Raw genomic sequence first — 22,842 nt, forward strand, 5'->3', positions numbered from 1 at the left:
ACACATGAAAAGCGTCAAGTCTGGGATAACCTGGCTGGTAGTGGCGTTAATCGGCGCCTTTGCCTTTGGCATGTTGGCCCTCAGCCGTGGAGAGCACGTCAACGCGGTGTGGCTGGTAATAGCCGCCATTGCTTGTTACAGCATCGCCTATCGTTTCTACAGTCTGTTTATCGCCAAGAAAGTGTTCGAACTGGATGACCGCCGCATGACGCCCGCCGAGCGCCACAATGACGGTCTGGACTATGTTCCCACCAATAAATGGGTGCTGTTCGGCCACCACTTTGCAGCAATTGCCGGTGCAGGCCCGCTGGTCGGCCCGATCCTTGCCGCGCAGATGGGCTTCTTGCCGGGCACTATCTGGATCCTGGTCGGCGTGATGCTGGCGGGCGCGGTGCAAGACTTCCTTATTCTGTTCATCTCAACCCGCCGCGATGGTCGCTCGCTGGGTGAAATGGCCAAGCAGGAGCTGGGGCAATTCGCCGGAGTGATCACCATGCTAGGCGCGCTGGGCGTGATGATTATTATCCTGTCCGCGCTGGCTCTGGTGGTGGTTAAAGCGCTGGCAGACAGCCCGTGGGGCCTGTTCACCATCGCCGCCACCATTCCTATCGCGCTGTTTATGGGCGTTTATATGCGTTTCCTGCGCCCGGGCAAAATTGCCGAAGTATCGATTATTGGCTTCGTGCTGATGATGCTGGCGATTATTTACGGCGGCAACGTAGCGGCGGATCCTTACTGGGGGCCGTTCTTCACGCTGCACGGCACCACGCTGACCTGGGTGTTGGTGATTTACGGCTTTATCGCCTCGGTTCTGCCGGTTTGGCTGCTGCTGGCCCCGCGTGATTACCTCTCTACCTTCCTGAAAATCGGCGTCATTGCCGGGTTGGCGGTGGGCATCGTATTTGCTATGCCTGAAATGAAAATGCCCGCGGTAACTAAGTTTATCGACGGCAGCGGCCCGGTGTTCTCCGGCGGCCTTTTCCCGTTCCTGTTTATCACCATTGCCTGCGGCTCCATTTCGGGTTTCCACGCGCTGGTTTCCAGCGGCACCACGCCTAAGCTGGTCGAGCGCGAAAGCCATATCCGCTTTATCGGCTACGGCGCGATGCTGATGGAGTCCTTCGTGGCGATTATGGCGATGATCTGCGCCTCGGTTATCGATCCGGGCGTCTATTTCGCCATGAACTCACCGGCAGCGCTGATTGGCACCACGGTAGAGAGTGCCTCTCAGGTGATTAACAGCTGGGGCTTTGTGGTGACGCCGGACACGCTGGCGCTGATTGCCAAAGACGTGGGTGAGAACTCCATTCTCTCCCGCGCCGGTGGCGCACCGACCTTTGCCGTGGGCATGGCGCACATCATCACCGAAGTGTTTAATAGCCGCGCCATGATGGCGTTCTGGTATCACTTCGCCATCCTGTTCGAAGCCCTGTTCATCCTTACCGCCGTGGATGCCGGTACCCGCGCCTGCCGTTTTATGGTGCAAGACTTGGTGGGCGTCGCCGTGCCTTCGCTGGCCAATAACCGCTCTTGGATTGGCACCATAGCCGGAACCACCGTGGCGGTCGCTGGCTGGGGCTTCTTTGTCTATCAGGGCGTGGTCGACCCACTGGGCGGCATCAACACGCTGTGGCCGCTGTTTGGTATCGGCAACCAGATGCTGGCGTCGATGGCCTTGATCCTCGGCACCGTGGTGCTGTTTAAAATGAAGAAGCAGCGCTATGCGTGGGTAACCATTCTGCCGACCGTGTGGCTGTTTGTGACCTCTATGACGGCGGGCTGGCAGAAGATTTTCCACGAGAAGCCGTCGATCGGTTTCCTCGCTCAGGCGAAGAAATTCTCGGCAGGCATCGACAGCGGTGAAATCATTAAACCGGCCAAAACTCTTGCCGATATGCACACCATCGTGATTAACAATCAGATCAACGCCGCGCTGTGCGCCTTCTTTATGCTGGTCGCCGTCACCATGCTGGTGTCGTCGTTCTTCGTGATCCGCCGCGCGCTGAACTCCGCCACCCCGACAGTGCATGAAACCGCCGTGGTACAACGCCGGGAGGCCCGCAATGTCTGAAAACTGTTTACTGTTGAAAGCGCCGCGGCCCGCGGCGCTAGTCATCCATCACTGCCAGCCGCTGTTCGTGGTCGAGCCTCGCCCAAAGAACGCTTTGCAGTGGCTAAGACTCGCTGGACGCCGCGTCGCCCAAAGCTTCCGGCTGATGGTTGGCGTGCAGGATTACGGCAATTACGTGGCGCACTTTCGCGTTCGCCACCCAAGAGGCACGCCGCTGTCGGAGCGCGAGTTTCATCGCAGATGTTTGGAAGCCAGATTCCCGAGTGAAGGCGGCAAGATGGGGAAATGCCCATGTTAGGATCAGGTGGGTGAACTGCTGTTCACCTTTTTAAGTTTAAGGTCAAGGTCGTGCGCTGCCGCCACACAGGCCTTAAGGTCAAAACCGTGGGCTCGCCGCCCACACTGGCCCAAAGGTCAAGGTCGTGCGCTGCCGCCACACCGGCCTTAAGGGGCGCCTATCGCCGCGCCCCTTAAGAATCCCCGGCTCTTTACTGCGCGCTCCGCTCGCTGGACGGACGTGTTTCAGGGGCTTCCGTTATTCACCGCAAAATGTCGCCGCTTAGGCGGTGCCTTCGCTTCAGGCTTCGAGCCATAGGTCTCGAACCGTTCGCTCAGCGCCATTTTTGACTGCGGTTTAGAGGCATCTCAGCCGTGCCGTTTCAGTGATTTTGCTTTGCTCCTCCGCTATTTAGGAGATGAGCAGAAAAAAAATCCACTGAAACGGCACGGTATAAATGCCAGTAAGTCGCGTTCAGAAGTGACGCCGAGCAAGAGGTGGAAAACCGCGCGTTAGTTTGCGCGGGTTGTAATCCCGCCGCGAGGGAACCGCCTAAGCGGCGCCACTTCGCGGCGAACACAATGGCCGCTGGAACATGTCCATTCCAACCCTGCGCAGCCTCGATCTTGCAGCAGCAAAAAAACGCAGGATTCCAAAGGGTTTCGTTTAAAACCCTTTGGGCCAGTGTGGGCGGCGAGCCCACGGTTTTGAATTTGAATTTGAATTTGAATTTGAAGTTAAAAAGCGCCCCCGGGCAGCAGCCCCTACTTACTTAATTCTCGCCATTTGGTCATCCAAATTCACTTTCCCCTTGATGGCTTTGTTCTTCACTCTGCGCGACCACATCGCGGTAATAATCGGTACCAGAATCGAGGTTACGATGACCGAGGTGGCGACCAGCGCGGTGGCTGCCGGGGCGGCGGCTTTGAACTGGGGGACCATCTCGGCGATTAACACCGGGGTGGCGACGGCGGCTCCGGCGGAACTTGATGCTGCGATGCCTGCCGTGCCGTCACCTCCACCGATAAACTTGTCGGCCAGAATCAGCGGGATGCCGGTGACGATAATCACCGCGATACCCAGTGCGATACCTAACAGGCCGGTTTGTGCAATCACCGCCAGATTGATGGTATTCCCCAAAGCGAAAGCGAAGAATGGGATCAGCGTCTGCACGGCTTTGCCGAAGAACTCGCGCAATTCAGAATCAAGATTACCCAACGCAAACCCAACCAGGAAAGGCAGAACGGCGCCGACGAATACGTGAGGTTCGAAAGAGGCGATACCGGCAGTGCCGAGGATGATCATGGTCATCAACGGGCCGGATTCCAGAGACATCAGCACGAAAGCGCCCGCCTCTTCTTTGGTGCCGTATTGCTGCATCACCGAGGCGTACAGGCCGCCGTTGGTCATATCCATCGCCGCCACTAAGGCCAGCGTAGACAGCCCGGCGAAGAAGCCAAACTCGACGCCGTTTTCCGGAATAAAGTGCGACGCCAACGCGGCGACCACCCAGGCCACGGCGATTTTAGTCACCACCAGCGTGCCGGATTTACGCAGCACCGTCCCCGTGGCGCTGAGCTTGATTGACGCGCCCATACAGAAGAACCACACCGCCAGAATCGGCACGGTGCCGGAAATCAGCCCGTTGGTGAATGACCCGAAATATTTACCCGCGTCCGGCGCAAAGGTATGGCAAAGGGCACCGATAAACAGCGGCACCAGCATCATCCCACCGGGAATTTTTTCTATAGCACGTTTGATTTGCATGTTGTTTCCACCTGATCGTTTTATTCGCTCACGGCACTGTTTTCCAGCGCCGGGCGGTGTTGTAGTGAAAGCTAGGGTTAAGGGTGTAACGTGCCATTCCCGGTTGGCGTGACGACTTGGTTCTCTCATCGGCTCTTTCAATGATCGCTAAGGTATCCATTTCCGGAAGTTATAAAAGTGATCAAACACATATTTTTGAAACGACGTTTCTTTTTTATAGATCGCTAGTTTCATTTAAATGTCTGGAGGATTTTCAGGCATAAAAAAACCCGCGTCGGGGATGCCGAGGCGGGTTAGATAAGTCGATGAGTAGAGTGCGGAATTAATCCAGCGTGCTGCGCCCGAAAGCCTGTTGCCAGTCATTGTCGAACTGCGCCACGGCGGCGGTCACGGCGGGCGTGGTCAGCAGCTGCTCGGCGACGTCCACCGGCAGAGTGATTGACTGACAGCCCGCGAGCAAGCAGTCCATCGCCTGACGCGGCGTTCGGAAACTGGCGGCCAGCACTTTAGCGCCGGGCGCATGCAGGCTCAGCAGCTGTTGCAGCTCTGTCACCATGGCGATGCCGTCACCGCCCTGCGCGTCCAGACGGTTGACATAGGGCGCGACATATTCCGCCCCGGCCAGCGCAGAAAGTAACCCCTGCCCCGCGCCATAAACCGCCGTTCCCAGCGTGGGAATGTTCATCAGCTTGAGCTTTTTGATCGCCGCCAAGCCTTCCGCCGTCACCGGAACTTTGACCACTAAACCCGGCACGCGCTGGGTCATGCTCACCGCTTCGGCAACCATTTGCTCGGCATCAGACGCCAGCACCTGCGCAAAGAGTTTGCCGGTTCCGCCCAGAGCATCACGCAAGGCAGGCAGGACTTCCCATAGCGATTTGCGCTCTTTCGCCACAATGCTCGGGTTGGTAGTAACACCCTGCAACGGCAGGATGCGTGATAGTCGTTTTACCGCGCCAACGTCGGCGGTATCCAGATAAAGCTCCATCCCTCTCTCCTTAAACTTGTGAACCAAAACAAAGTATCGATGAGTCTACTCTTTCAAACGCCTATTTTGTTGATCGCAGTCAAAATCACTTTCGAATGAAAGTAGCTTAATTGCGAAAGAAAATAAATAGGCCGTTTTTGCTTGGAGTACCTCGATGATTTTTAACCTTCAACGCTATTCAACCCACGACGGGCCGGGAGTGCGTACCGTGGTGTTCCTCAAAGGCTGTTCTCTGGGCTGCACCTGGTGCCAGAACCCGGAGAGCCGCTCGGCCGAGCCGGACATTTTGTTCGACCCGCGCTTATGCAGTGAAGGCTGCAGCTACTGCGCCAGCGCCTTTCCGCACGCTATTAATGTAGAAGACGGCAAGCTGATTATCCGCCGCGAGAACTTCAGCGCCGCCGACCGGGCCGCCATTGAGCGCGTCTGCCCCGCCGGGGCCTTGAGCCTGTGCGGCGAGTCGGCGGATGTAGACCATCTGATGCAGCAGATCCTGCGCGACAAAGCCTTCTATCTGCGCACCGGCGGTGGCGTCACCCTCTCCGGCGGCGAGCCTTTCATGCAGCCGCAGGTGACTCACCGGCTATTGCAACGCTGCCGCCAAGAGGGGTTGCACACGGCGGTTGAAAGCTGCCTGCACGTGCCGTGGAAATACATCGAACCCTCACTGGACGTGCTGGATCTGCTGCTGGCCGACTTAAAGCACGTAGATGAAACGGCGTTTAAACGCCTGACCGGCGGCTCGGCCAAGCGCGTGCTGGATAATTTCCGCCGACTGGCTCATGCCGGGCAGTCGCTGATTGTCCGCGTGCCGCTGATCCCTGACTTCAATGCCGACCGCGCCTCGGTACGGGCGATTGTCGACTTCGCCGCTGAGGAAACCGGCTGCCAGGAGATCCATTTTCTGCCTTACCACACGCTGGGCATCAATAAATACGCTCTGCTCAACCAACCCTATCTGGCCCCGCGCCAGCCGCTGAATGACCCCGATCTGCTGACGTTTGCCCAAGATTACGCCGCCGAAAAGGGGCTGACTGCCCTACTAAGAGGATAATAATAATGACTCAACTGAGGCTGGAACATCTGTCTGACCGCATCAAAGCACACAAAGAGGCGCTGATTCATATCGTCAAACCGCCTATCTGTACCGAACGCGCGCAGCACTATACCCATGTTTATCAACAGCATGCCGACAAACCGCTGGCCGTGCGCCGGGCAATGGCGCTGGCCGAGCATCTGCAACAACGCACCATCTGGATTAAGCACGACGAGTTAATCATCGGCAACCAAGCCAGTGAAGTGCGCGCCGCGCCGATTTTCCCTGAGTACACTGTCGGCTGGATTGAAAGTGAAATTGACGCACTTGGCGACAGGCCGGGAGCCGGTTTCTCGGTCAGCGAAGCGAACAAGGACATCCTTCACCAGCTGTGCCCGTGGTGGCGCGGCCAGACGGTTCAAGATCGCTGCTACGGCATATTCACCGATGAGCAGAAGGCCCTGCTCGACAGCGGCATCGTCAAGGCGGAAGGCAATATGACCTCCGGCGACGCGCATCTGGCGGTCAACTTCCCGCTGCTGCTCGATCTCGGGCTGGACGGGCTGCGCAACAAAGTGGCCGAGCGCCGCGAACGGCTGCAACTCACCGACTGGGAAGACCTGCATAAAGAGCAGCTGCTGAAGGCGATTGATATCACGCTAGCGGCGGTGGGCGAGCACATCCTGCGTTTTGCTGCGCTGGCGCGGAAAATGGCGGCGACGGAGAGCCGCGAAGCGCGCCGCAGCGAACTGCTGAGCATGGCCGAAAACTGCGAGCTTATTGCCCACCAGCCGCCGCAGACCTTCTGGCAGGCGTTGCAGCTGTGCTACTTCATCCAGCTGATTCTGCAAATCGAATCCAACGGCCACTCGGTCTCCTTCGGTCGCCTCGACCAATATCTCTATCCTTACTATCGCCGCGATGTGGAAGTAGCTGAAACCCTGAGCCGCGATGCCGCCATTGAGCTTTTACAAAGCTGCTGGCTGAAGCTGCTGGAGGTCAACAAAATCCGCTCCGGCACCCACTCCAAAGCCTCGGCGGGCAGCCCGCTGTACCAAAATGTCACCATTGGCGGCCAGCAGTGGCGCGACGGCCAGATCAGCGACGCCGTCAACCCACTCTCTTACGCCATTCTGGAGTCATGCGGCCAGTTGCGCTCTACCCAGCCCAACCTCAGCGTGCGCTATCACGCCGGGATCAGCGATGACTTCCTCGACGCCTGCGTGCAGGTGATTCGCTGCGGCTTCGGCATGCCGGCTTTCAATAATGATGAAATTGTCATTCCTGAATTCATCAAACTCGGCGTCGAGCCGCAGGACGCCTATGACTACGCCGCGATTGGCTGCATCGAAACCGCCGTCGGCGGCAAGTGGGGCTATCGCTGCACCGGCATGAGTTTCATCAACTTCGCCCGCGTAATGCTAGCGGCGCTGGAGCAAGGTAAAGACGCCAAAAGCGGCCGCTGCTTCCTGCCGCAGCAGCGCGGGCTGTCGCTGGGTAACTTCGACAATTTCGAACAGGCCTTCGCCCAGTGGGATGAGCAGATCCGCTACTACACCCGCAAATCGATTGAAGTGGAGTGCGTGGTGGATACCGTGCTGGAAGAAAATGCCCACGACATCTTATGCTCGGCACTGGTTGATGACTGCATCGAGCGCGGCAAAACCATCAAACAGGGTGGTGCGAAATATGATTGGGTGTCGGGCTTACAGGTGGGGATCGCCAATCTGGGCAACAGTCTGGCAGCAGTCAAAAAGCTGGTGTTCGAGCAGGGTCAGGTTGGTCAGCAAGAGCTGGCGGCGGCGCTGGCGTCCGACTACGACGGGCTAGACGGCGAGCGCCTGCGCCAGCGACTCATCAACGGCGCGGACAAATATGGCAATGACTGCGACGAGGTAGACGACCTGCTGGTTCGCGCTTATCAGTGCTATATCGACGAGCTGTCGAACTATCACAACACCCGATTTGGGCGCGGCCCGATTGGCGGCACCTATTACGCGGGCACCTCATCAATTTCCGCCAACGTGCCTTTCGGCGCCGCCACCACCGCCACGCCGGATGGTCGCAAAGCCTTCACCCCGCTGGCTGAGGGTGCCAGCCCCTCTTCCGGTACGGACCATCTTGGGCCAACGGCGGTGTTCAACTCCCTCGGAAAACTGCCGACCGAGGCGATCCTCGGCGGCGTGTTGCTCAATCAGAAGTTGAACCCGGCTTCGCTGGAAAACCCGCACGACCGGCAAACGCTGATGCTCATGCTACGCACTTTCTTTGAAGAGCATCGCGGCTGGCACGTGCAGTACAACATTGTGTCGCGCGAAACTTTGCTGAAAGCCAAAGAGACGCCGCAGCATTACCGGGATTTAGTGGTGCGCGTCGCCGGATACTCGGCATTTTTCACGGCCTTATCACCTGAAGCACAGGATGATATCATCGCCCGTACCGAGCACTCGCTCTAACCCTTCCCTACCACAATGCGGGTAATCGACAGGTTGCCCGCTGTTTCGGAATCGCATGAACGACAGACAGCAGATTATTTTGCAATGGGTGAATGATAAACAGCGGGTTAGCGTCAGCACGCTGGCGCAGGTATGTCAGGTATCAGAAGTGACCATTCGCCATGATCTGACTTTGCTCGAAGGGCGCAACTATCTGCGCCGAGAGCACGGATTTGCCGTGGCGGTGCAGACCGATGATGTGGACCAGCGCATGATGTCCAATTTTGGCCGCAAGCAAAAGCTGGCCCAATATGCCGCGTCGCTGATCCAAGAGGGTGAAACCGTATTTTTCGAAAGCGGCAGCAGCGTCGCGCTGTTGGCGCAATATCTGAGTGATAAGCGCAGCCTGACGGTGGTCACGGTCAGCAGCTACATCGCCACCCTATTAAAAAGCATGCCGTGCGAGGTGATTTTGCTCGGCGGGATGTATCAGAAAGCCAGCCAGACGCTGGTCGGCCCCCTGACCAAACTCTGCTTGCAGCAGGTCAACTTCAGCAAAGCATTTATTGGTATCGACGGCTATACCCCTGAAACCGGCTTCACCGGCCGCGATATGCTGCGCGCCGACATCGTCAACGCCGTGCTGGCCAAAGGCGTGGAAAATATCGTGCTGACCGATTCCAGCAAGTTTGGACAGATCACCGGCCACTCCCTCGGCCCTATACGTCACGTCAGCCGGGTGATCACCGATGACCAACTTGCCGTCCCTGTGAGGCAGCACCTGACCAGCGCCGGGATTGCGGTAGATTGCATCAGCCAATAATGAGGTTTTTGTGCTTTGACCCAAAGACTTTGCAGTGAATTAGGACTATTCACCTAGTGCAAAAATGCCAATTTCATTAGTTTTATTCCACTGGGTCGCTATTGCGCCCGGTGAAAATGTGAAATTGAGCAAGTTGAGATAACTGTTTGACCCACTCTGAATATTGTTAGTTTTTCGCGGAGGTCTCGCGTTAAACACCCAGGTGATAGCGGCAATATTGCGTTGGTTAATTTCTCAGCGAAATATTGGTTATTACCTATACTTATGAGTGTGTCGGAGAGTTAATCCTATTAAGGAGAGTTACCATGATGCAATTATCAAGTCTTACTTCTAAACGTATTGCCAGCATTGCTTTAGTGATGACCTTGGCAATGTCAGTCACTGCTTGTGGCAACTGGTCTAAACGCGACCGTAATACCGCCATTGGTGCGGGTGCCGGTGCATTGGGTGGTGCAGTACTGACTGATGGCAGTACTTTAGGGACATTAGGTGGTGCAGCAGTCGGCGGGATCGTAGGACATCAGGTCAGTAAATAGTAGTAAAGAATGGTTAAAGCAGAATAAAGGATTAAAACAAAAATAGGTTGTTTGCTTTTTTCAGGTCTTTTTAATTTGTCTTCTACTAAGAAGACAAACCGGTATTCTCAAGATGCTGCTTTGATGAGAGAGCAGCATTTTGGCAATCACGTTTTTAATTTGTCTTTCCGGGTGAAATCGGCAAAAAATAAAATTTTTGCCGATTTAGCGATGCGTCTAAAATGCAGACAATATCAGCCACCGGCTAATTTCACCTTCATGCCTTTGGCTTCAAGCAGCTGTTTGAGCAAATCCCGCTTATCCCCCTGAATCTCGATCACCCCCTCTTTCACCGAACCGCCGCAGCCGCACTTCTTCTTCAGCTCAGCAGCCAGTTTCTCCAGATCGGCGTCATCACCGTCTACGCCGGTGATCAGGCAAACGCCCTTGCCTTTGCGCCCGCTGGTCTGGCGCTGAATACGCACAATACCGTCACCTTTCGGGCGTTCTACTTTGGCTTTTGGCTCATCAATTCGGCCGGTATCTGTGGAGTACACCAGACGGCTGTTATCATCATTTTTCATCGGCTGGCCTTAACGCAGTGAAGCGCGAATATCACGCAGGGTCTGAGCAGGATCGGCGGATTGGGTGATCGGACGCCCAATCACCATATAGTCGACGCCCGCCGTCAGTGCCTCAACGGGAGTCATCACGCGACGCTGGTCGTCGGCTTTGCTGCCCGCCGGGCGGATCCCTGGCGTCACCAGTTTAAACTCTTGCCCCAGCGCGGCTTTGAAACGGCTGGCTTCCTGCGCGGAGCACACCACGCCGTCCAGGCCGCAGTCGCGTGTCAGGCGCGCCAAACGCTCGGCGTAGTCCGCCGGAGAGAGTTGAATACCTAGATCAGCCAAATCGCTGCCTTCCATGCTGGTCAGCACGGTGACGGCAATCAACAGGGGCGCGTCGGCCCCGAATGAGGTTAACGCCTCTTTGGCGGCAGTCATCATGCGTGCCCCGCCGCTGGCGTGAACATTCACCATCCACACGCCGAGATCGGCGGCGGCAGCCACCGCGTGGGCGGTAGTGTTAGGAATGTCGTGGAATTTCAAATCGAGGAATACGTCAAAACCGCGTGATTGCAGGTCTTTAACGATTTGCGGGCCGAAGTGGGTGAACATCTCTTTACCCACTTTTAGACGGCAATCGCGCGGGTCGATGCGGTCGGCAAAGGCCAGCGCCGCCGACTTATCGGCGTAGTCGAGAGCAACGACAATGGGTGAGGATTTTAAGTCATTGTTATGGATATTATTTTCAGACTTCATGTCGTCAACCTCTTGTCAGTTTTTAAGGATATCGGGCTAAGGCAAATTCATCAGTGGAAAAAGCCGCCCGCATTTTACCTGTCATCTCCCCTAAATCCCAGTCGCGCGTTGTGTTACATTTTTATGAATTATTTGTTACACACTAGACAGCTTAACTTTGCTGACATAGCGTAAAGCTTTAGGCTGAAGGAAATAGAATAAAATGAGCGAGATATCTACCCTGACCATCAAGATACCTGTGGAATTAAAAGAGTTAATTCGTGCCGCAGCGGCTGAATCAGAGCGTTCATTAAGTGCCGAAGTGTGCGAGCGCCTAGAGGAAAGCTTTGCACCGAAGGGGAAAAAGGCCGCCAAAAATCCAGAACATGAAATCGACAACCAGCACACCAGCGAAAACACCGAACCGGCGCTGACTCAAAAAGAGATCAAAAAACTCCGCACCCTGCTGGTCTCCGTTCGCAAGACCATCAGTAAGAAGAAGTAGTCTTTATAGGTAGCAACATAAGCAGCAATGCCGAAGGCTCCTCAAAATCATTCGAGTTGTATCAAGGCGGCAATTGAACGAAGCCCCAGGAGCTGACATTAAGTCAGTGACTGGGGTGACAAATCTGCCGGGAGCAGATTTGAACGCTGCTCGCAGCGGCCCCGAAGGGGTGAGGCCCATGGACGGGCCGAATAACAGAGGAAGCCAACACAGAGACAATACAAAGGACGACGAGGATTTTATTGGCCGTCGAGACCACGGATAGGCTTGATGGTCGACCAAGCACGGCAAGACGGGCAATGCCAATACAACGAATGCGCGGTAAACCCACACTTATGGCAGCGATAGCGCGGCTTAGTGCGGATCTGCTCCCCTACCATGTCACGCAGTAAGACCAGACTCTCCTTGGCACGCCCCTCTTCTGCATCCGCCAGATGGTAATCCATCAGGTGATGGAACACGCGCATGGTCGGATGGCGCTGAAGCTGGCGGTTGATGTACAACTGCGCTACTTCGCGGCCTTCGGCTTGCTGGATTATCTCAGCCAGAATCAGCTCGGCGCTGGCGCCGGTGTTTTCATCCACGCAGCGTTTGAGGAATTCAGCCCACGCCTGCAGCTGGCCTAAGTGCTGATAGCACTCTTGCAGCATCGGCAAGGTTTCGCTCACCAGCTCTTTATCCTGCTCCAGCACGCGTTTTAAGGCGTCGGCGGCCTTAGCGTAGTCGCCCTGAGCCATCAGGATGCGACCCTGCATGATCGAGACGCGGGCGCAGAGTTTGTCGGCCGAGGCGGCTTTCTTCAGCAGGCCGGTGGCTTTATCTAGGTCGTCGCTGGACATGGCTTGCAGCGCTAGTTCACACCAGAAATGGGCAATCTCTTTGCGGCGATTGTCTTTACCCAGCTTAACCAGACGCTCGGCCACCTCGATGGCGCTTTGCCAGTCGCTGGTCGCCTGATGAATGACCAACAGCTGCTCCAGAGCAAAGACTTGGTAGTCCTGCTCTTTCACCAGCTGGTTGAACATGTCTTCTGCGCGGTCATACAGCCCGGCAGCCATGTAGTCACGGCCCAGTTGCTGCACGGCAAGCAGACGTTGTTCGAAGGTCAGCGAGGCGCTCTCCATCAATGACTGATGGATGCGGATGGCGCGGTCAACTTCACCACGCGAACGAAACAAGTTGCCCAGCGTTAAGTGAGCCTCGACGGTGCTGCTGTCCTCTTTAAGCATTTCAAGGAACAGGTCGACGGCTTTATCTTGTTGGTTGGACAGCAAAAAGTTAACGCCCGCCACGTACTCACGCGACAGGCGGTTAGCATTTTCCTGTTTATCCTGCTGAGAACTTCTGCGCCCCATGTACCAGCCATAGGCGGCCGCAACGGGCAACAACAGAAACAGCAGCTCTAACATAAAGGATTATTCCTTACTGATAACAGTAGGCGTGACAGTGGGAACAACCACAGGTTCAGGTTCGATTTGCTGTTCCAGACGCTTGATTTTACGCTGAGCGCGGCCTAGAGACAGGCGAACGCGCAGATAGAACAGACCACAGATCACCCAACCCAGCACGAAGCCGGTCGCAAATAGCACAGCCAGCAGCGTGGAGACGCGATAGTCGCCCTGCGCCAGCAGATAATTGAAAGTTACCACCTGATCGTTGTGGGCGCCGAGGGTGATGGATATCACCAACACGACCAACACAACTAAAAATATCAGCAAATATTTCACATTCATTCCTGTAATGCCGGATGTACCGGATGAATTATGCCAAAAATACGCGTCCTAACCTAATAAGTTAGCATTTCCAAACAAAGCTGGGAAATGCTCAGAACGGATAAAACCGACTTAGGATAAACTTCAGACAAAAGCGTAGCATAACTCCCTATTTGGCCTAGCGCCCCACAGTAAAAAGGGCGTGATAGTTAATATATGGGGACGCCACTCCCCGGTTAAAAGGGTAAACGGCCAGTTGTTGCCCTGCGCCGTCTACCCTGAGGGGCTATTTTGTCTCTTCGGCCTCGCGCTCGGCTATCTCGCGCTGCTCTGCCGGAGGCGGCTTGAGTGGCCCAATAAACCTTTCCGTCAGCCAACAGGCGATGATCACCAGCACCGCGCTTATGGCGGTAGAGGCCATCAAGTCTCGCGGCCAGTGCATGCCGAGCATCAAACGGCTGCCCATTACAATTACTGCCCAGGCCATCATAAAGGCCACGGTTTTGAAGTGGCGACGCGGCCAGAGAATACCCAGAGCCAGCAGCGCCCAGGTAGCGGCGAACATGGTGTGGCCCGATGGGAAGGCGTAGCCAGTGTCACTCTGCCAGCTCTTTTTCAGCCATTTCGGCAGGTCGCTGTCATCCCCCAGCAAGGCTTTCACCTCTTTGCCCCGCTCCTTGCCTTTCATGGCGTAGAACTCCAGCACGTCCATCTCATGAGAAGTGCCCAGCCATGCCACATAAGGGCGCGGCTCCTTGACCTCTGCCTTGATGAAATCCTTCACATACTGGCCGATGACAACGGACGCGCAGAGAATAACCACCAGCATTACCGCCGCCTTGAGCCGGAAACGCAGGCACCACAGGAACCAGGCGCAAAACACGAGGGTGGTGAGAATGCCCCAAGGCTCACTCACGGTTTCCGTCACCCAGAACAGCGGGCGCAAAATGTCCGGATTCATCCCCGGCGTCCATAACCATCCCGAAGCCCACACGACGGCGGGCATGGCCAATAGAATCACTGTGCCTAGCAAGACACGTCTGACAATGTGATACATAAGCATCCTTAAACAGCCAAAGAATCGCAGTGTAACAATCTTGTTACTGCTTAACATCTAATAAGAAAATCGGCTTTTGCTGCGACCGATAATTCATAACTTATGACGTAATCATTCAAATATTCGCGCTAAGCGCCGCTGCGATTTGTGGCAGAATATTCATAGGATTGTTGCAATCTCTGCTGTCGCTGAGATTTTTACTGGTCAATCCGCGCATTGGAACGTAGCATGCGCAACAATAAATAAAATACTGAACGTTAATAAACACTCTATCACCCTCACCTGCGACCCCGCGCTAAGATTGCGATGAAATGACGCAACCCGGCATGAAAGATGAGGAGTTACTCAGCATTATTCGCGCTGCGGCAAGGCAGTAACCGAATGAATGAGAGTCGCTAACGCAGCCCCAGCGTGAAGGATGAAGAGTATTGGAGTATAAAATGCAGCTGAAACGTGTGGCAGAAGCCAAATTACCTACACCATGGGGTGATTTCCTGATGGTGGGTTTCGAAGAACTGGCAACCGGTCACGACCATCTGGCACTGGTTTTTGGTGATATTACTGGCGACACGCCGGTACTCGCTCGCGTTCATTCCGAATGCCTGACGGGAGACGCGCTGTTCAGCCTGCGCTGTGATTGTGGTTTCCAACTGGAAGCCGCGCTAAATCATATCGCCGAAGAAGGACGTGGCATTCTGATGTACCACCGCCAGGAAGGTCGTAACATCGGTTTGCTGAACAAAATCCGCGCCTATGCATTACAAGATAAAGGCTACGACACCGTAGAAGCCAACCACCAGCTAGGCTTTGCCGCCGATGAGCGTGACTTCACCCTGTGTGCCGATATGTTCAAGCTGCTGGGCGTCCCTGCCGTTCGCCTGTTGACCAACAACCCGAAAAAGGTCGAAATCCTCACCGAAGCCGGGATCAACATCGTCGAGCGCGTGCCGCTGATCGTCGGCAAAAACCCGAAAAACGAACACTATCTGGCAACCAAAGCCGCCAAGATGGGCCACCTGTTAGAAAAGTAATCTTGGTTTAGGTTGAATGCTAAAAAAGCCCCTTACGGGGCTTTTTTCATTTCATCGCCAAACTGACGGGACTTAGAGCATTTTGCGGATCACATAGTGCAGGATGCCGCCGTTCTCGAAGTAGGTCAGCTCATTGCCGGTGTCGATACGGCAACGGGCATCGACGGTTTCGACATGGCCGTCGGCGAAGGTGATTTTAACTGGCACCGTCTGGCCCGGCTTGAGGGACTGCATACCGCTGACGCTGATGGTTTCGTCACCCGTCAGTTTCAGCGTTTTGCGCGTCACGCCCTGTGGGAATTCCAGTGGCAGGATGCCCATGCCGATCAGGTTCGAACGGTGGATACGCTCGAAGGATTCGGCAATCACCACGCGAACGCCCAGCAGGCGAGGGCCTTTCGCTGCCCAGTCGCGGCTGGAGCCGGAGCCATACTCTTTACCGGCGATAACCGCCGTCGGCACGCTTTCATGCTGATAACGCATGGCGGCGTCGTAAATCGCTAACTGGTCCTGAGACGGAATGTGGCGAGTGAAGCCCCCTTCCACGCCCGGCACCATTTCGTTGCGAATACGAATGTTGGCGAAGGTCCCGCGCATCATCACTTCATGATTACCACGGCGAGAACCGTAGGAGTTGAAGGATTTTGGCGGTACGCCGTGCTGCTCTAAATAGCGTCCTGCCGGGCTTTCAGCCTTGATATTCCCCGCCGGGGAAATGTGGTCAGTGGTCACCGAGTCGGCCAGTATCGCCAGGATACGCGCGTCTTTGATGTCCTCTACCGGGTCCGGTTGGGCTTTCATGTCGCTGAAGAACGGCGGATGGCGGATGTAGGTAGAATCTTCCTGCCACGCGTAGGTTGGTGTGCCTTCGACCTTGATAGCCTGCCAGTTGGCGTCGCCGTTGAACACTTCGGCATACTCTTTGTGGAACATGTCGGTTTTCACCTGCTCCACGGCTTTGGCAATCTCATTGGCTGACGGCCAGATGTCTTTCAGGTAGACCGGCTTGCCGTTTTGGTCCTCGCCCAGAGGATCATGGGTCAAATCAACCTTCATGTTACCCGCCAGCGCGTAGGCCACCACCAGCGGCGGAGAAGCCAGCCAGTTGGTTTTAATCAGCGGGTGAATACGCCCTTCGAAGTTACGGTTGCCGGAAAGCACCGCGCCCACGGTCAGGTCGCCCTCTTTGATCGCCGCCTCAATCGGGTCAGGCAGTGGACCTGAGTTCCCGATACAGGTGGTACAGCCGTAGCCGACGAGATTGAAGCCGAGCTTTTCCAGATGCGGCATCAGGCCAGCGGCGTTGAGGTAGTCGGTCACCACTTTCGAGCCGGGGGCCAGCGAGGTTTTCACCCAAGGTTTACTGGTTAAGCCGCGATCCGCCGCGTTCTTCGCCAGCAGGCCCGCCGCCATCAGCACGCTCGGGTTGGAAGTGTTGGTACAAGAGGTGATGGCCGCAATGACCACCGCGCCAGTGGTGAGCTGGTGATGCTGGCCGTCGAGGGTGAAACTTTCAGACTGGCTCTGCTTGCCTTTGGCATTGCCGATTTCCAGCTCGGTCGCGGCATTGAAGGCTTTTGGCACATTCGGCAAGGCGACGCGGTCCTGCGGGCGTTTCGGGCCAGCGAGGCTCGATTCCACCAGCGACATGTCCAGTTCCAGCGAGCTGGTGAAGATTGGCTCGTCGCCTTCGTGACGCCACAGGCCCTGCGCGCGGCTGTAGGACTCGACCAGTGCAATTTGCTCGTCGCTGCGCCCGCTGAGTTTCATGTAGCTGAGGGTCACTTCGTCAACCGGGAAGAAGCCGCAGGTCGCGCCGAACTCAGGGGACATATTGGCAATGGTCGCGCGGTCGGCCAGCGGCAGGTCCGCCAGGCCGTCGCCATAGAACTCGACGAATTTACCCACCACGCCGTGCTTACGTAGCATTTGGGTGACCGTCAGCACAAGGTCGGTGGCGGTAATGCCTTCACTCAGTTTGCCGGTGAGTTTGAAGCCCACCACGTCTGGGATCAGCATGGAAACCGGCTGGCCGAGCATCGCGGCTTCTGCCTCGATACCGCCCACGCCCCAGCCGAGAATGCCGAGTCCGTTAATCATGGTGGTGTGGGAGTCGGTGCCGACTAGGGTGTCAGGATAGGCGACGGTGCGGCCGTCAATCTCTTCGTGCCAGACGGTTTGGCCGAGATACTCAAGGTTGACCTGGTGACAAATCCCGGTGCCCGGCGGGACAACGCGGAAACGGTTGAAGGCCTTTTGCCCCCAGCGCAGGAAAATGTAACGCTCGTGGTTACGTTCCATTTCGAGACGGACGTTTTCGTCAAATGCCTCGTCGTCGCCGAACTCATCCACGGTGACCGAGTGGTCAATAACCAAATCCACCGGGGAGAGTGGATTGACTTGGTCGACATTCCCACCCAGTCGCTTGACCGCCTGGCGCATGGCCGCGAGGTCAACCACGGCGGGAACGCCGGTGAAATCTTGCATCAGTACGCGGGCCGGTCGGTAGGCAATTTCGCGGTCGGCGTGGCCGGTTTTCTGCCAATCCACCAGCGCCTGTAAATCCTCTTCGGTGACAGTGTCACCATCCACGTTACGCAGTAAATTTTCCAGCAGGACTTTTAGAGATTTTGGCAGGCGTTGAATGTCACCCAGCTTTTGTGCCGCTTTCGGCAGGCTGTAATAGTGATATTCCTTATCGAGGGCTGCCAGCTTATCCTGACTATTCTTGCGAAGATCGGACGACATAGCTTCTCCTTTTTATAACGCTTATCTTTCAGACTTCTGTTCTTTCTCAATGCTTTTCAAGGCGTTTTTACCTCAAAAAGTGCAAAGCGGGTGAAAGACCAATAACCGGACGGTCAATAAGTCCACTTATAAAGATAACACAAATTCTGGTTAACATTTTGATAACAACACGAAGTGTTCATCACTTGCCGTATGCCACCCTGCTGATACAGGATGGCATACCCATCGTTCATGTCGCCGCTGCATTATAAAAAGCAGATGTTGGCCTGAGTTTAGGCTTGCAGCAGGTTACGCAGCACCTCTTCCAGCTCGGTTTCGCCAATGACGCGTTCTGACTTTGGCCCTTCGAAACAGATCCACTCTTGGTTAAAACCGTCGATCATCTGCATACGCGGTGACGGATACTGATGCCCCTGGGCGCGGAAAACGGCTTCCCACGAGTGGCGCTCGACCACTTCGGCCACCACCGGGCGACCCAGAATCTGCGCGAAGGTGCTGGCGATGTCGTTTGGCGTAACGCGGCGCGGCCCTTCCAACTCGACCACGCGCTTACCTTCCCAGCGCTGCTGGAGCAAATTGGCCGCCAGCTTGCCGACGTCGGCGGTGGCAATCATCGGCACGGGTTTATCCAATGGCTGAAGGTAGCTGTGAATAACGCCCGCGTCGCGCGCGGAAGCCACGTCCAGCGCGCAGTTTTCCATAAACCAGCCCGGACGCAGGAAGGTAACTGGCAGCGCCAACGCATTAAGCGCCTGCTCCAGCAACGTGCGCTGAGTCAGCAGGTTAGTTTGCGCCGCCTGAGCACCAATGGTGGAGAGGCAAACCACTTTTTCCGGCGAGGCCGCGCTGATGGCCGTGACGATAGCTTCGATGAAAATGCGCGCCGCCGGGAAGCCCGGAGCCGGGTCAAAATCTGAAGGCGGCAGGATGAAGACGCCGGTCGCGCCTTTAAAGGCTTCAGTCAGTGCCTTGGCGTCATCCATCTCGGCAATCGCGACTTCACAACCCAGAGCGCGCCATTTGTCGGCTTTGCTGGCATCACGCATCACGCCGCGAACAGGAAGGTTTTTGCTCAATAACGTGCGGGCAACCGCGCCGCCGACTTTTCCGGTAATACCTGTGATCACATACATTTGATAGCTCCTGTTTGCTGAGAAATAGCCTGATGCTAAATCAGTGAACGGGAGTATAGAGAAGTGGACTGCTTGACAGAATGCACGAATGATCAATACTTTGATGACTTAAAATCACCATTCAGTCACCAAGAGAATTTACCATGAGCTTTGATGGACGCCTGCTGTCGAATATCAGCGTATTAGCCGCCATTGTGCACAGCGGCAGTTTTGCGCGTGCCGCAGAAGCCCTGAACTTGTCCCCTTCAGGCGTCAGCCGGGCGGTGACACGGCTCGAAGGCAGTATCGGCGTGCGGCTGTTTGACCGCACCACCCGCGCCGTCACCCTGACCGATGAGGGGCGCACCCTGTATGAAGAGATAAGCCCGCTGCTGGCGGGCATCGGCGACGCGGTGAGCCTGGCGTCCGGCGCTTCTACCGCGGTACACGGTCGGCTGCGGGTCAATGTGGATACCTTCTTCTCGCGGCGCATTCTGGCTCCTCACATCCACTCCTTTATGCAGCGTTACCCGGAAATTGCCGTCGAGCTGGTCGTGCGGGATCAACTGGGGGATTTGGTGTCGGAAGGTTTTGATATCGCGGTGCGCTTCGGCCATCCGCCCTCTTCTTCACTGGTGGCGCGTAAGCTGCTGGAGACGCCCACCGCCACCGTCGCCTCGCCAGAGTATCTGCGCCAGCACGGCGTGCCGCAAAGCCCTAAGGACCTGATTCATCACGCCTGCATTCAGGTCAGAAGCTCTATGACCGGCCAGCCGCTGGAGTGGGAATATTCGCTCAAGGGGGAAGTGTTTCCGGCTAAGATTTCCAGCCGACTCATGGTGAATGAGTCCGGCACCCTGCTCGGTGCCTGTCTGGCGGGCGCGGGAATTGCGCGAATGAAAACCAGCGGCATTGAGGATCTGCTGGCCGATGGCCGATTAGTCGAGCTACTGACCGACTGGAAGGGGGAGAGCTTCCCACTGTACGCCCTCTATCCTTCAAGCCATCTGCCTCCCGCCAAAGTGCGCGCCTTTATCGACTTTGTGATGCAAATACTTAAAATAGACGAGGTGCTGACTACCTAAAGTCAGGCCCGCCCACCTTGCTGGCGGGCGGTTTATCTACCGGCGCAAGCCGCTGGCCATCATGGCGAAAGCCTCTTGGGCTTTTGGCAGATTTTCCTGCGGATTGTCGCTGGCGGCGACCCACAGCGCCGCGTTAAGCGCCGTGCCGCTGAGCAGCCGCGCGGCGGCTTCTACATCCACCGGCTTGAGCGTGCCATTCTTCACCATCCTCGCCACCGCCGATCGCGTGCCCTCAAGGCAAGCATTCTGGCTAGGCCACAGGGAAGGATCGCCGAGGAAAGCCGGACCGTCGAGCAGCACGATACGCTGAACCTCTGGATCGAGGGCCATTTTGATATAAGCCTCGCCTTCGGCCACCAACTGGCTCCAATCGTCTGGCGCAACACTGGCAATCTGCTTCGCCCGCTGGGCTATTTCCCCGTCCACCTGCGCCACCACCGCGGCCAACAGCCCCTTTTTATCGCCGAAGTTGTGATACAGCGCGCCACGGGTCAAACCGACGCTGGCGGTCAGTTCATCCATCGAAGCGGCGGCAAAGCCCTTTGTAGCAAAAGCCTTGCGCGCGGCGGCGATCAGCTTCTCACGGTTCTCTTCCATTGTTTCTGCACGACGTTTCGCGGCCATCATTCCTCAACTTAACATACGGAGTGTATGTTAATTGACATACGCCCCGTATGTGATTACATTCGCATACGAAGTGTATATTAAATCAAGGTTGTATTTTTCGCATCCCAACATTACTCCAAAGGAGGCAAAACCATGATGAACAATCAAGCAATCTTCCCGGCCGATCGCCATGCTCTTTATGAACAACACGGTTACTCCGCTGCCATTCGTTCCGGCGATTTGCTGTTTGTCTCCGGGCAAGTGGGCAGCCGCGCCGATGGCTCGGCGGAGCCTGACTTTGCGGCTCAGGTCAGACTGGCGTTCGACAATCTAAAAGCCACTCTGAGTGCAGCAGGCTGCGGGTTGGAGGATCTGGTGGACGTCACCACTTTCCACACGGATCCGGAAAAGCAGTTTGCCAGCGTGATGGAAGTGAAGAGTGAAGTGTTTCCAAGCGCGCCCTACCCAAACTGGACCGCAGTGGGCGTGAATTGGCTGGCTGGCTTCGATTTTGAAATCAAAGTTATTGCCCGTGTGCCGAGCAAAGTGCAATAAAGCAAAAAACTCAGCCCCGCATAAGCAGGGCTGAATGATAGGATTGCCGACTAAAACTGGGCTTATTTCACCGGCAGCTTGATGTCTTTGAACATCGCTTCGATGTCTTCATTGGAGCGCAGGGCGATGGCGGTATCCACCACGTCGCGCGTCAGGTGCGGGGCAAAGCGCTGGATGAAGTCATACATGTAGCTGCGCAGGAAGGTGCTGCGGCGGAAGCCGATTTTGGTGGTGCTGTAGGTGAAGATGTCGCGGGCGTCGACAGTGACCAAGTCTGGGTCTTGGATGGGGTCAACCGCCATGCTGGCGATCACGCCCACGCCCAGGCCGAGGCGCACATAGGTTTTGATCACGTCGGCGTCAGTGGCGGTGAACACAATGCGCGGGGTCAGACCGGCGCGATTAAAGGCGGTGTCCAGCTCTGAACGGCCGGTGAAGCCGAAGGTGTAGGTCACAATCGGGTACTCGGCCAGCTCTTCAATCGTCACTTTCTCTTTGCCAGCCAGCGGATGGTCCGGCTGCACCACGACCGCGCGGTTCCAGTGGTAGCAAGGCAGCATGATCAAATCGTCGTACAGGTGCAGCGCTTCGGTGGCGATAGCAAAATCGGCATTACCTTTGGAAACCGCTTCGGCGATTTGCGTTGGCGAGCCTTGATGCATATGCAGGGAGACGCGCGGATAGCGTTCGATAAAGCCTTTGATGACGTTGGGCAGCGCGTAACGGGCCTGAGTATGAGTTGTTGCGACATACAGCGAACCCTTGTCAGGGTAAGTGTGTTCCCCAGCAACCGCTTTGATGGCGTCGACTTTTGACAGCACTTCGCGAGCAATACGGATAATTTCCTGCCCGGCTGGCGTGACCTGCGTCAGATGCTTGCCGCTACGGGCAAAGATCTGGATACCCAGTTCGTCTTCTAACATACGAACTTGCTTACTGATGCCGGGTTGCGAGGTGTAAAGGCCTTCCGCCGTCGAAGAAACGTTAAGATTGTGATTAACAACCTCGACGATATAGCGCAGTTGCTGCAATTTCATAACTTATACCATCCTAGTTTTCAAACCCTGTCAGCCATTCCTGTTCGCCCTGCGGCTGAGAGGTCTGGAAACATACTGTTATCTACTTATTGATACCCAAAATTCACTCCGTACCGACAGCCGTCATCGGCGGATATCTATAATTTTTAAGTATAAGAAGAGATTTTATATAACAATTATA

21 protein-coding genes are annotated in these 22,842 nt (G+C 55.9%); 10 read left to right on the forward strand and 11 right to left on the reverse strand.

Features of this window, described 5'->3' with window-relative positions:
• Nucleotides 1-4: 4 nt before the first annotated feature.
• Both V2154_RS11290 and V2154_RS11295 read left to right on the forward strand, forming a co-directional pair.
• Nucleotides 5-2,071, forward strand: coding sequence for a carbon starvation CstA family protein (locus tag V2154_RS11290; protein ID WP_353502336.1), 2,067 nt, complete (start codon nucleotides 5-7; stop codon nucleotides 2,069-2,071).
• Entirely contained in the window at nucleotides 2,064-2,369 is a 306-nt protein-coding gene (locus V2154_RS11295; RefSeq protein WP_353502337.1) for a YbdD/YjiX family protein, read from the forward strand. Before V2154_RS11290 ends, V2154_RS11295 begins: the two co-directional genes overlap by 8 nt.
• A 747-nt stretch (nucleotides 2,370-3,116) precedes the next feature.
• Here V2154_RS11295 and kdgT read toward each other — a convergent pair.
• Nucleotides 3,117-4,115 carry a 2-keto-3-deoxygluconate transporter gene (gene kdgT / locus V2154_RS11300; RefSeq protein WP_353502338.1) on the reverse strand — a complete coding sequence of 333 codons (999 nt, stop codon included), beginning with the start codon at nucleotides 4,113-4,115 and terminating at the stop codon, nucleotides 3,117-3,119.
• A 322-nt stretch (nucleotides 4,116-4,437) separates the two neighbouring features.
• Nucleotides 4,438-5,103, reverse strand: coding sequence for a fructose-6-phosphate aldolase (fsa, locus tag V2154_RS11305; RefSeq protein ID WP_100937193.1), 666 nt, complete (start codon nucleotides 5,101-5,103; stop codon nucleotides 4,438-4,440).
• Nucleotides 5,104-5,257: 154 nt separating this feature from the next.
• On the opposite strand from fsa, the gene V2154_RS11310 reads away from it, so the two are divergent.
• The 4 genes from V2154_RS11310 (at nucleotide 5,258) to osmB (ending at nucleotide 9,933) form a co-directional block, all read left to right on the forward strand.
• Nucleotides 5,258-6,157 carry a glycyl-radical enzyme activating protein gene (locus tag V2154_RS11310; RefSeq protein WP_353502339.1) on the forward strand — a complete coding sequence of 300 codons (900 nt, stop codon included), beginning with the start codon at nucleotides 5,258-5,260 and terminating at the stop codon, nucleotides 6,155-6,157.
• A 5-nt stretch (nucleotides 6,158-6,162) separates the two neighbouring features.
• Nucleotides 6,163-8,595: a formate C-acetyltransferase/glycerol dehydratase family glycyl radical enzyme gene (locus V2154_RS11315; protein ID WP_353502340.1), complete on the forward strand. Its 2,433-nt coding sequence runs from the start codon at nucleotides 6,163-6,165 to the stop codon at nucleotides 8,593-8,595.
• A gap of 55 nt (nucleotides 8,596-8,650) precedes the next feature.
• Nucleotides 8,651-9,397 carry a DeoR family transcriptional regulator gene (locus V2154_RS11320; RefSeq protein WP_353502341.1) on the forward strand — a complete coding sequence of 249 codons (747 nt, stop codon included), beginning with the start codon at nucleotides 8,651-8,653 and terminating at the stop codon, nucleotides 9,395-9,397.
• A gap of 308 nt (nucleotides 9,398-9,705) precedes the next feature.
• On the forward strand, nucleotides 9,706-9,933 hold the full coding sequence (gene osmB / locus V2154_RS11325) for an osmotically-inducible lipoprotein OsmB (protein ID WP_034791472.1): 228 nt from the start codon (nucleotides 9,706-9,708) through the stop codon (nucleotides 9,931-9,933).
• A 233-nt stretch (nucleotides 9,934-10,166) separates the two neighbouring features.
• Here osmB and yciH read toward each other — a convergent pair whose 3' ends face one another.
• Both yciH and pyrF read right to left on the reverse strand, forming a co-directional pair.
• On the reverse strand, nucleotides 10,167-10,496 hold the full coding sequence (gene yciH, locus V2154_RS11330; RefSeq protein ID WP_353502342.1) for a stress response translation initiation inhibitor YciH: 330 nt from the start codon (nucleotides 10,494-10,496) through the stop codon (nucleotides 10,167-10,169).
• 9 nt (nucleotides 10,497-10,505) lie between these two features.
• Nucleotides 10,506-11,234, reverse strand: a complete 729-nt coding sequence (pyrF, locus tag V2154_RS11335) for an orotidine-5'-phosphate decarboxylase (protein WP_353502343.1) — start codon at nucleotides 11,232-11,234, stop codon at nucleotides 10,506-10,508.
• Between the two features lie 202 nt (nucleotides 11,235-11,436).
• On the opposite strand from pyrF, the gene V2154_RS11340 reads away from it, so the two are divergent.
• Nucleotides 11,437-11,718 (forward strand): Arc family DNA-binding protein, encoded by a 282-nt coding sequence (locus tag V2154_RS11340; protein ID WP_100937199.1) that lies wholly within the window; start codon nucleotides 11,437-11,439, stop codon nucleotides 11,716-11,718.
• A gap of 239 nt (nucleotides 11,719-11,957) precedes the next feature.
• Here V2154_RS11340 and lapB read toward each other — a convergent pair whose 3' ends face one another.
• The 3 genes from lapB to pgpB all read right to left on the reverse strand — a co-directional run bounded on the left by lapB (nucleotide 11,958) and on the right by pgpB (nucleotide 14,487).
• The gene (gene lapB / locus V2154_RS11345) at nucleotides 11,958-13,127 is read right to left on the reverse strand and encodes a lipopolysaccharide assembly protein LapB (protein WP_353502344.1); all 1,170 of its coding nucleotides are present in this window, start codon (nucleotides 13,125-13,127) and stop codon (nucleotides 11,958-11,960) included.
• 6 nt (nucleotides 13,128-13,133) lie between these two features.
• Nucleotides 13,134-13,445 carry a LapA family protein gene (locus V2154_RS11350; protein WP_353502345.1) on the reverse strand — a complete coding sequence of 104 codons (312 nt, stop codon included), beginning with the start codon at nucleotides 13,443-13,445 and terminating at the stop codon, nucleotides 13,134-13,136.
• A 271-nt stretch (nucleotides 13,446-13,716) separates the two neighbouring features.
• Nucleotides 13,717-14,487 carry a phosphatidylglycerophosphatase B gene (gene pgpB, locus V2154_RS11355; protein WP_353502346.1) on the reverse strand — a complete coding sequence of 257 codons (771 nt, stop codon included), beginning with the start codon at nucleotides 14,485-14,487 and terminating at the stop codon, nucleotides 13,717-13,719.
• A 440-nt stretch (nucleotides 14,488-14,927) separates the two neighbouring features.
• On the opposite strand from pgpB, the gene ribA reads away from it, so the two are divergent.
• Entirely contained in the window at nucleotides 14,928-15,518 is a 591-nt protein-coding gene (gene ribA, locus V2154_RS11360) for a GTP cyclohydrolase II (RefSeq protein ID WP_353502347.1), read from the forward strand.
• A gap of 72 nt (nucleotides 15,519-15,590) precedes the next feature.
• Here the strand turns inward: ribA and acnA are convergent, their stop codons facing one another.
• Nucleotides 15,591-18,266 carry an aconitate hydratase AcnA gene (gene acnA, locus V2154_RS11365; RefSeq protein ID WP_353502348.1) on the reverse strand — a complete coding sequence of 892 codons (2,676 nt, stop codon included), beginning with the start codon at nucleotides 18,264-18,266 and terminating at the stop codon, nucleotides 15,591-15,593.
• A gap of 272 nt (nucleotides 18,267-18,538) precedes the next feature.
• The gene (locus V2154_RS11370; RefSeq protein ID WP_353502349.1) at nucleotides 18,539-19,399 is read right to left on the reverse strand and encodes an NmrA family NAD(P)-binding protein; all 861 of its coding nucleotides are present in this window, start codon (nucleotides 19,397-19,399) and stop codon (nucleotides 18,539-18,541) included.
• Between the two features lie 143 nt (nucleotides 19,400-19,542).
• Here V2154_RS11370 and V2154_RS11375 point away from each other — a divergent pair, with 143 nt between their 5' ends.
• Entirely contained in the window at nucleotides 19,543-20,463 is a 921-nt protein-coding gene (locus tag V2154_RS11375) for a LysR family transcriptional regulator (RefSeq protein WP_353502350.1), read from the forward strand.
• 36 nt (nucleotides 20,464-20,499) lie between these two features.
• Here V2154_RS11375 and V2154_RS11380 read toward each other — a convergent pair whose 3' ends face one another.
• Complete coding sequence (locus V2154_RS11380) at nucleotides 20,500-21,087, reverse strand: TetR/AcrR family transcriptional regulator (protein ID WP_353503981.1); 588 nt, start codon at nucleotides 21,085-21,087, stop codon at nucleotides 20,500-20,502.
• Between the two features lie 135 nt (nucleotides 21,088-21,222).
• Here V2154_RS11380 and V2154_RS11385 point away from each other — a divergent pair, with 135 nt between their 5' ends.
• Nucleotides 21,223-21,624: a RidA family protein gene (locus V2154_RS11385; protein ID WP_353502351.1), complete on the forward strand. Its 402-nt coding sequence runs from the start codon at nucleotides 21,223-21,225 to the stop codon at nucleotides 21,622-21,624.
• A gap of 62 nt (nucleotides 21,625-21,686) precedes the next feature.
• Here the strand turns inward: V2154_RS11385 and cysB are convergent, their stop codons facing one another.
• The gene (gene cysB / locus V2154_RS11390) at nucleotides 21,687-22,661 is read right to left on the reverse strand and encodes an HTH-type transcriptional regulator CysB (protein WP_034790971.1); all 975 of its coding nucleotides are present in this window, start codon (nucleotides 22,659-22,661) and stop codon (nucleotides 21,687-21,689) included.
• Nucleotides 22,662-22,842 lie beyond the last annotated feature (181 nt).

Origin of the sequence: Ewingella sp. CoE-038-23 (genome assembly GCF_040419245.1) — a bacterium.
Lineage (GTDB): Bacteria > Pseudomonadota > Gammaproteobacteria > Enterobacterales > Enterobacteriaceae > Ewingella > Ewingella allii.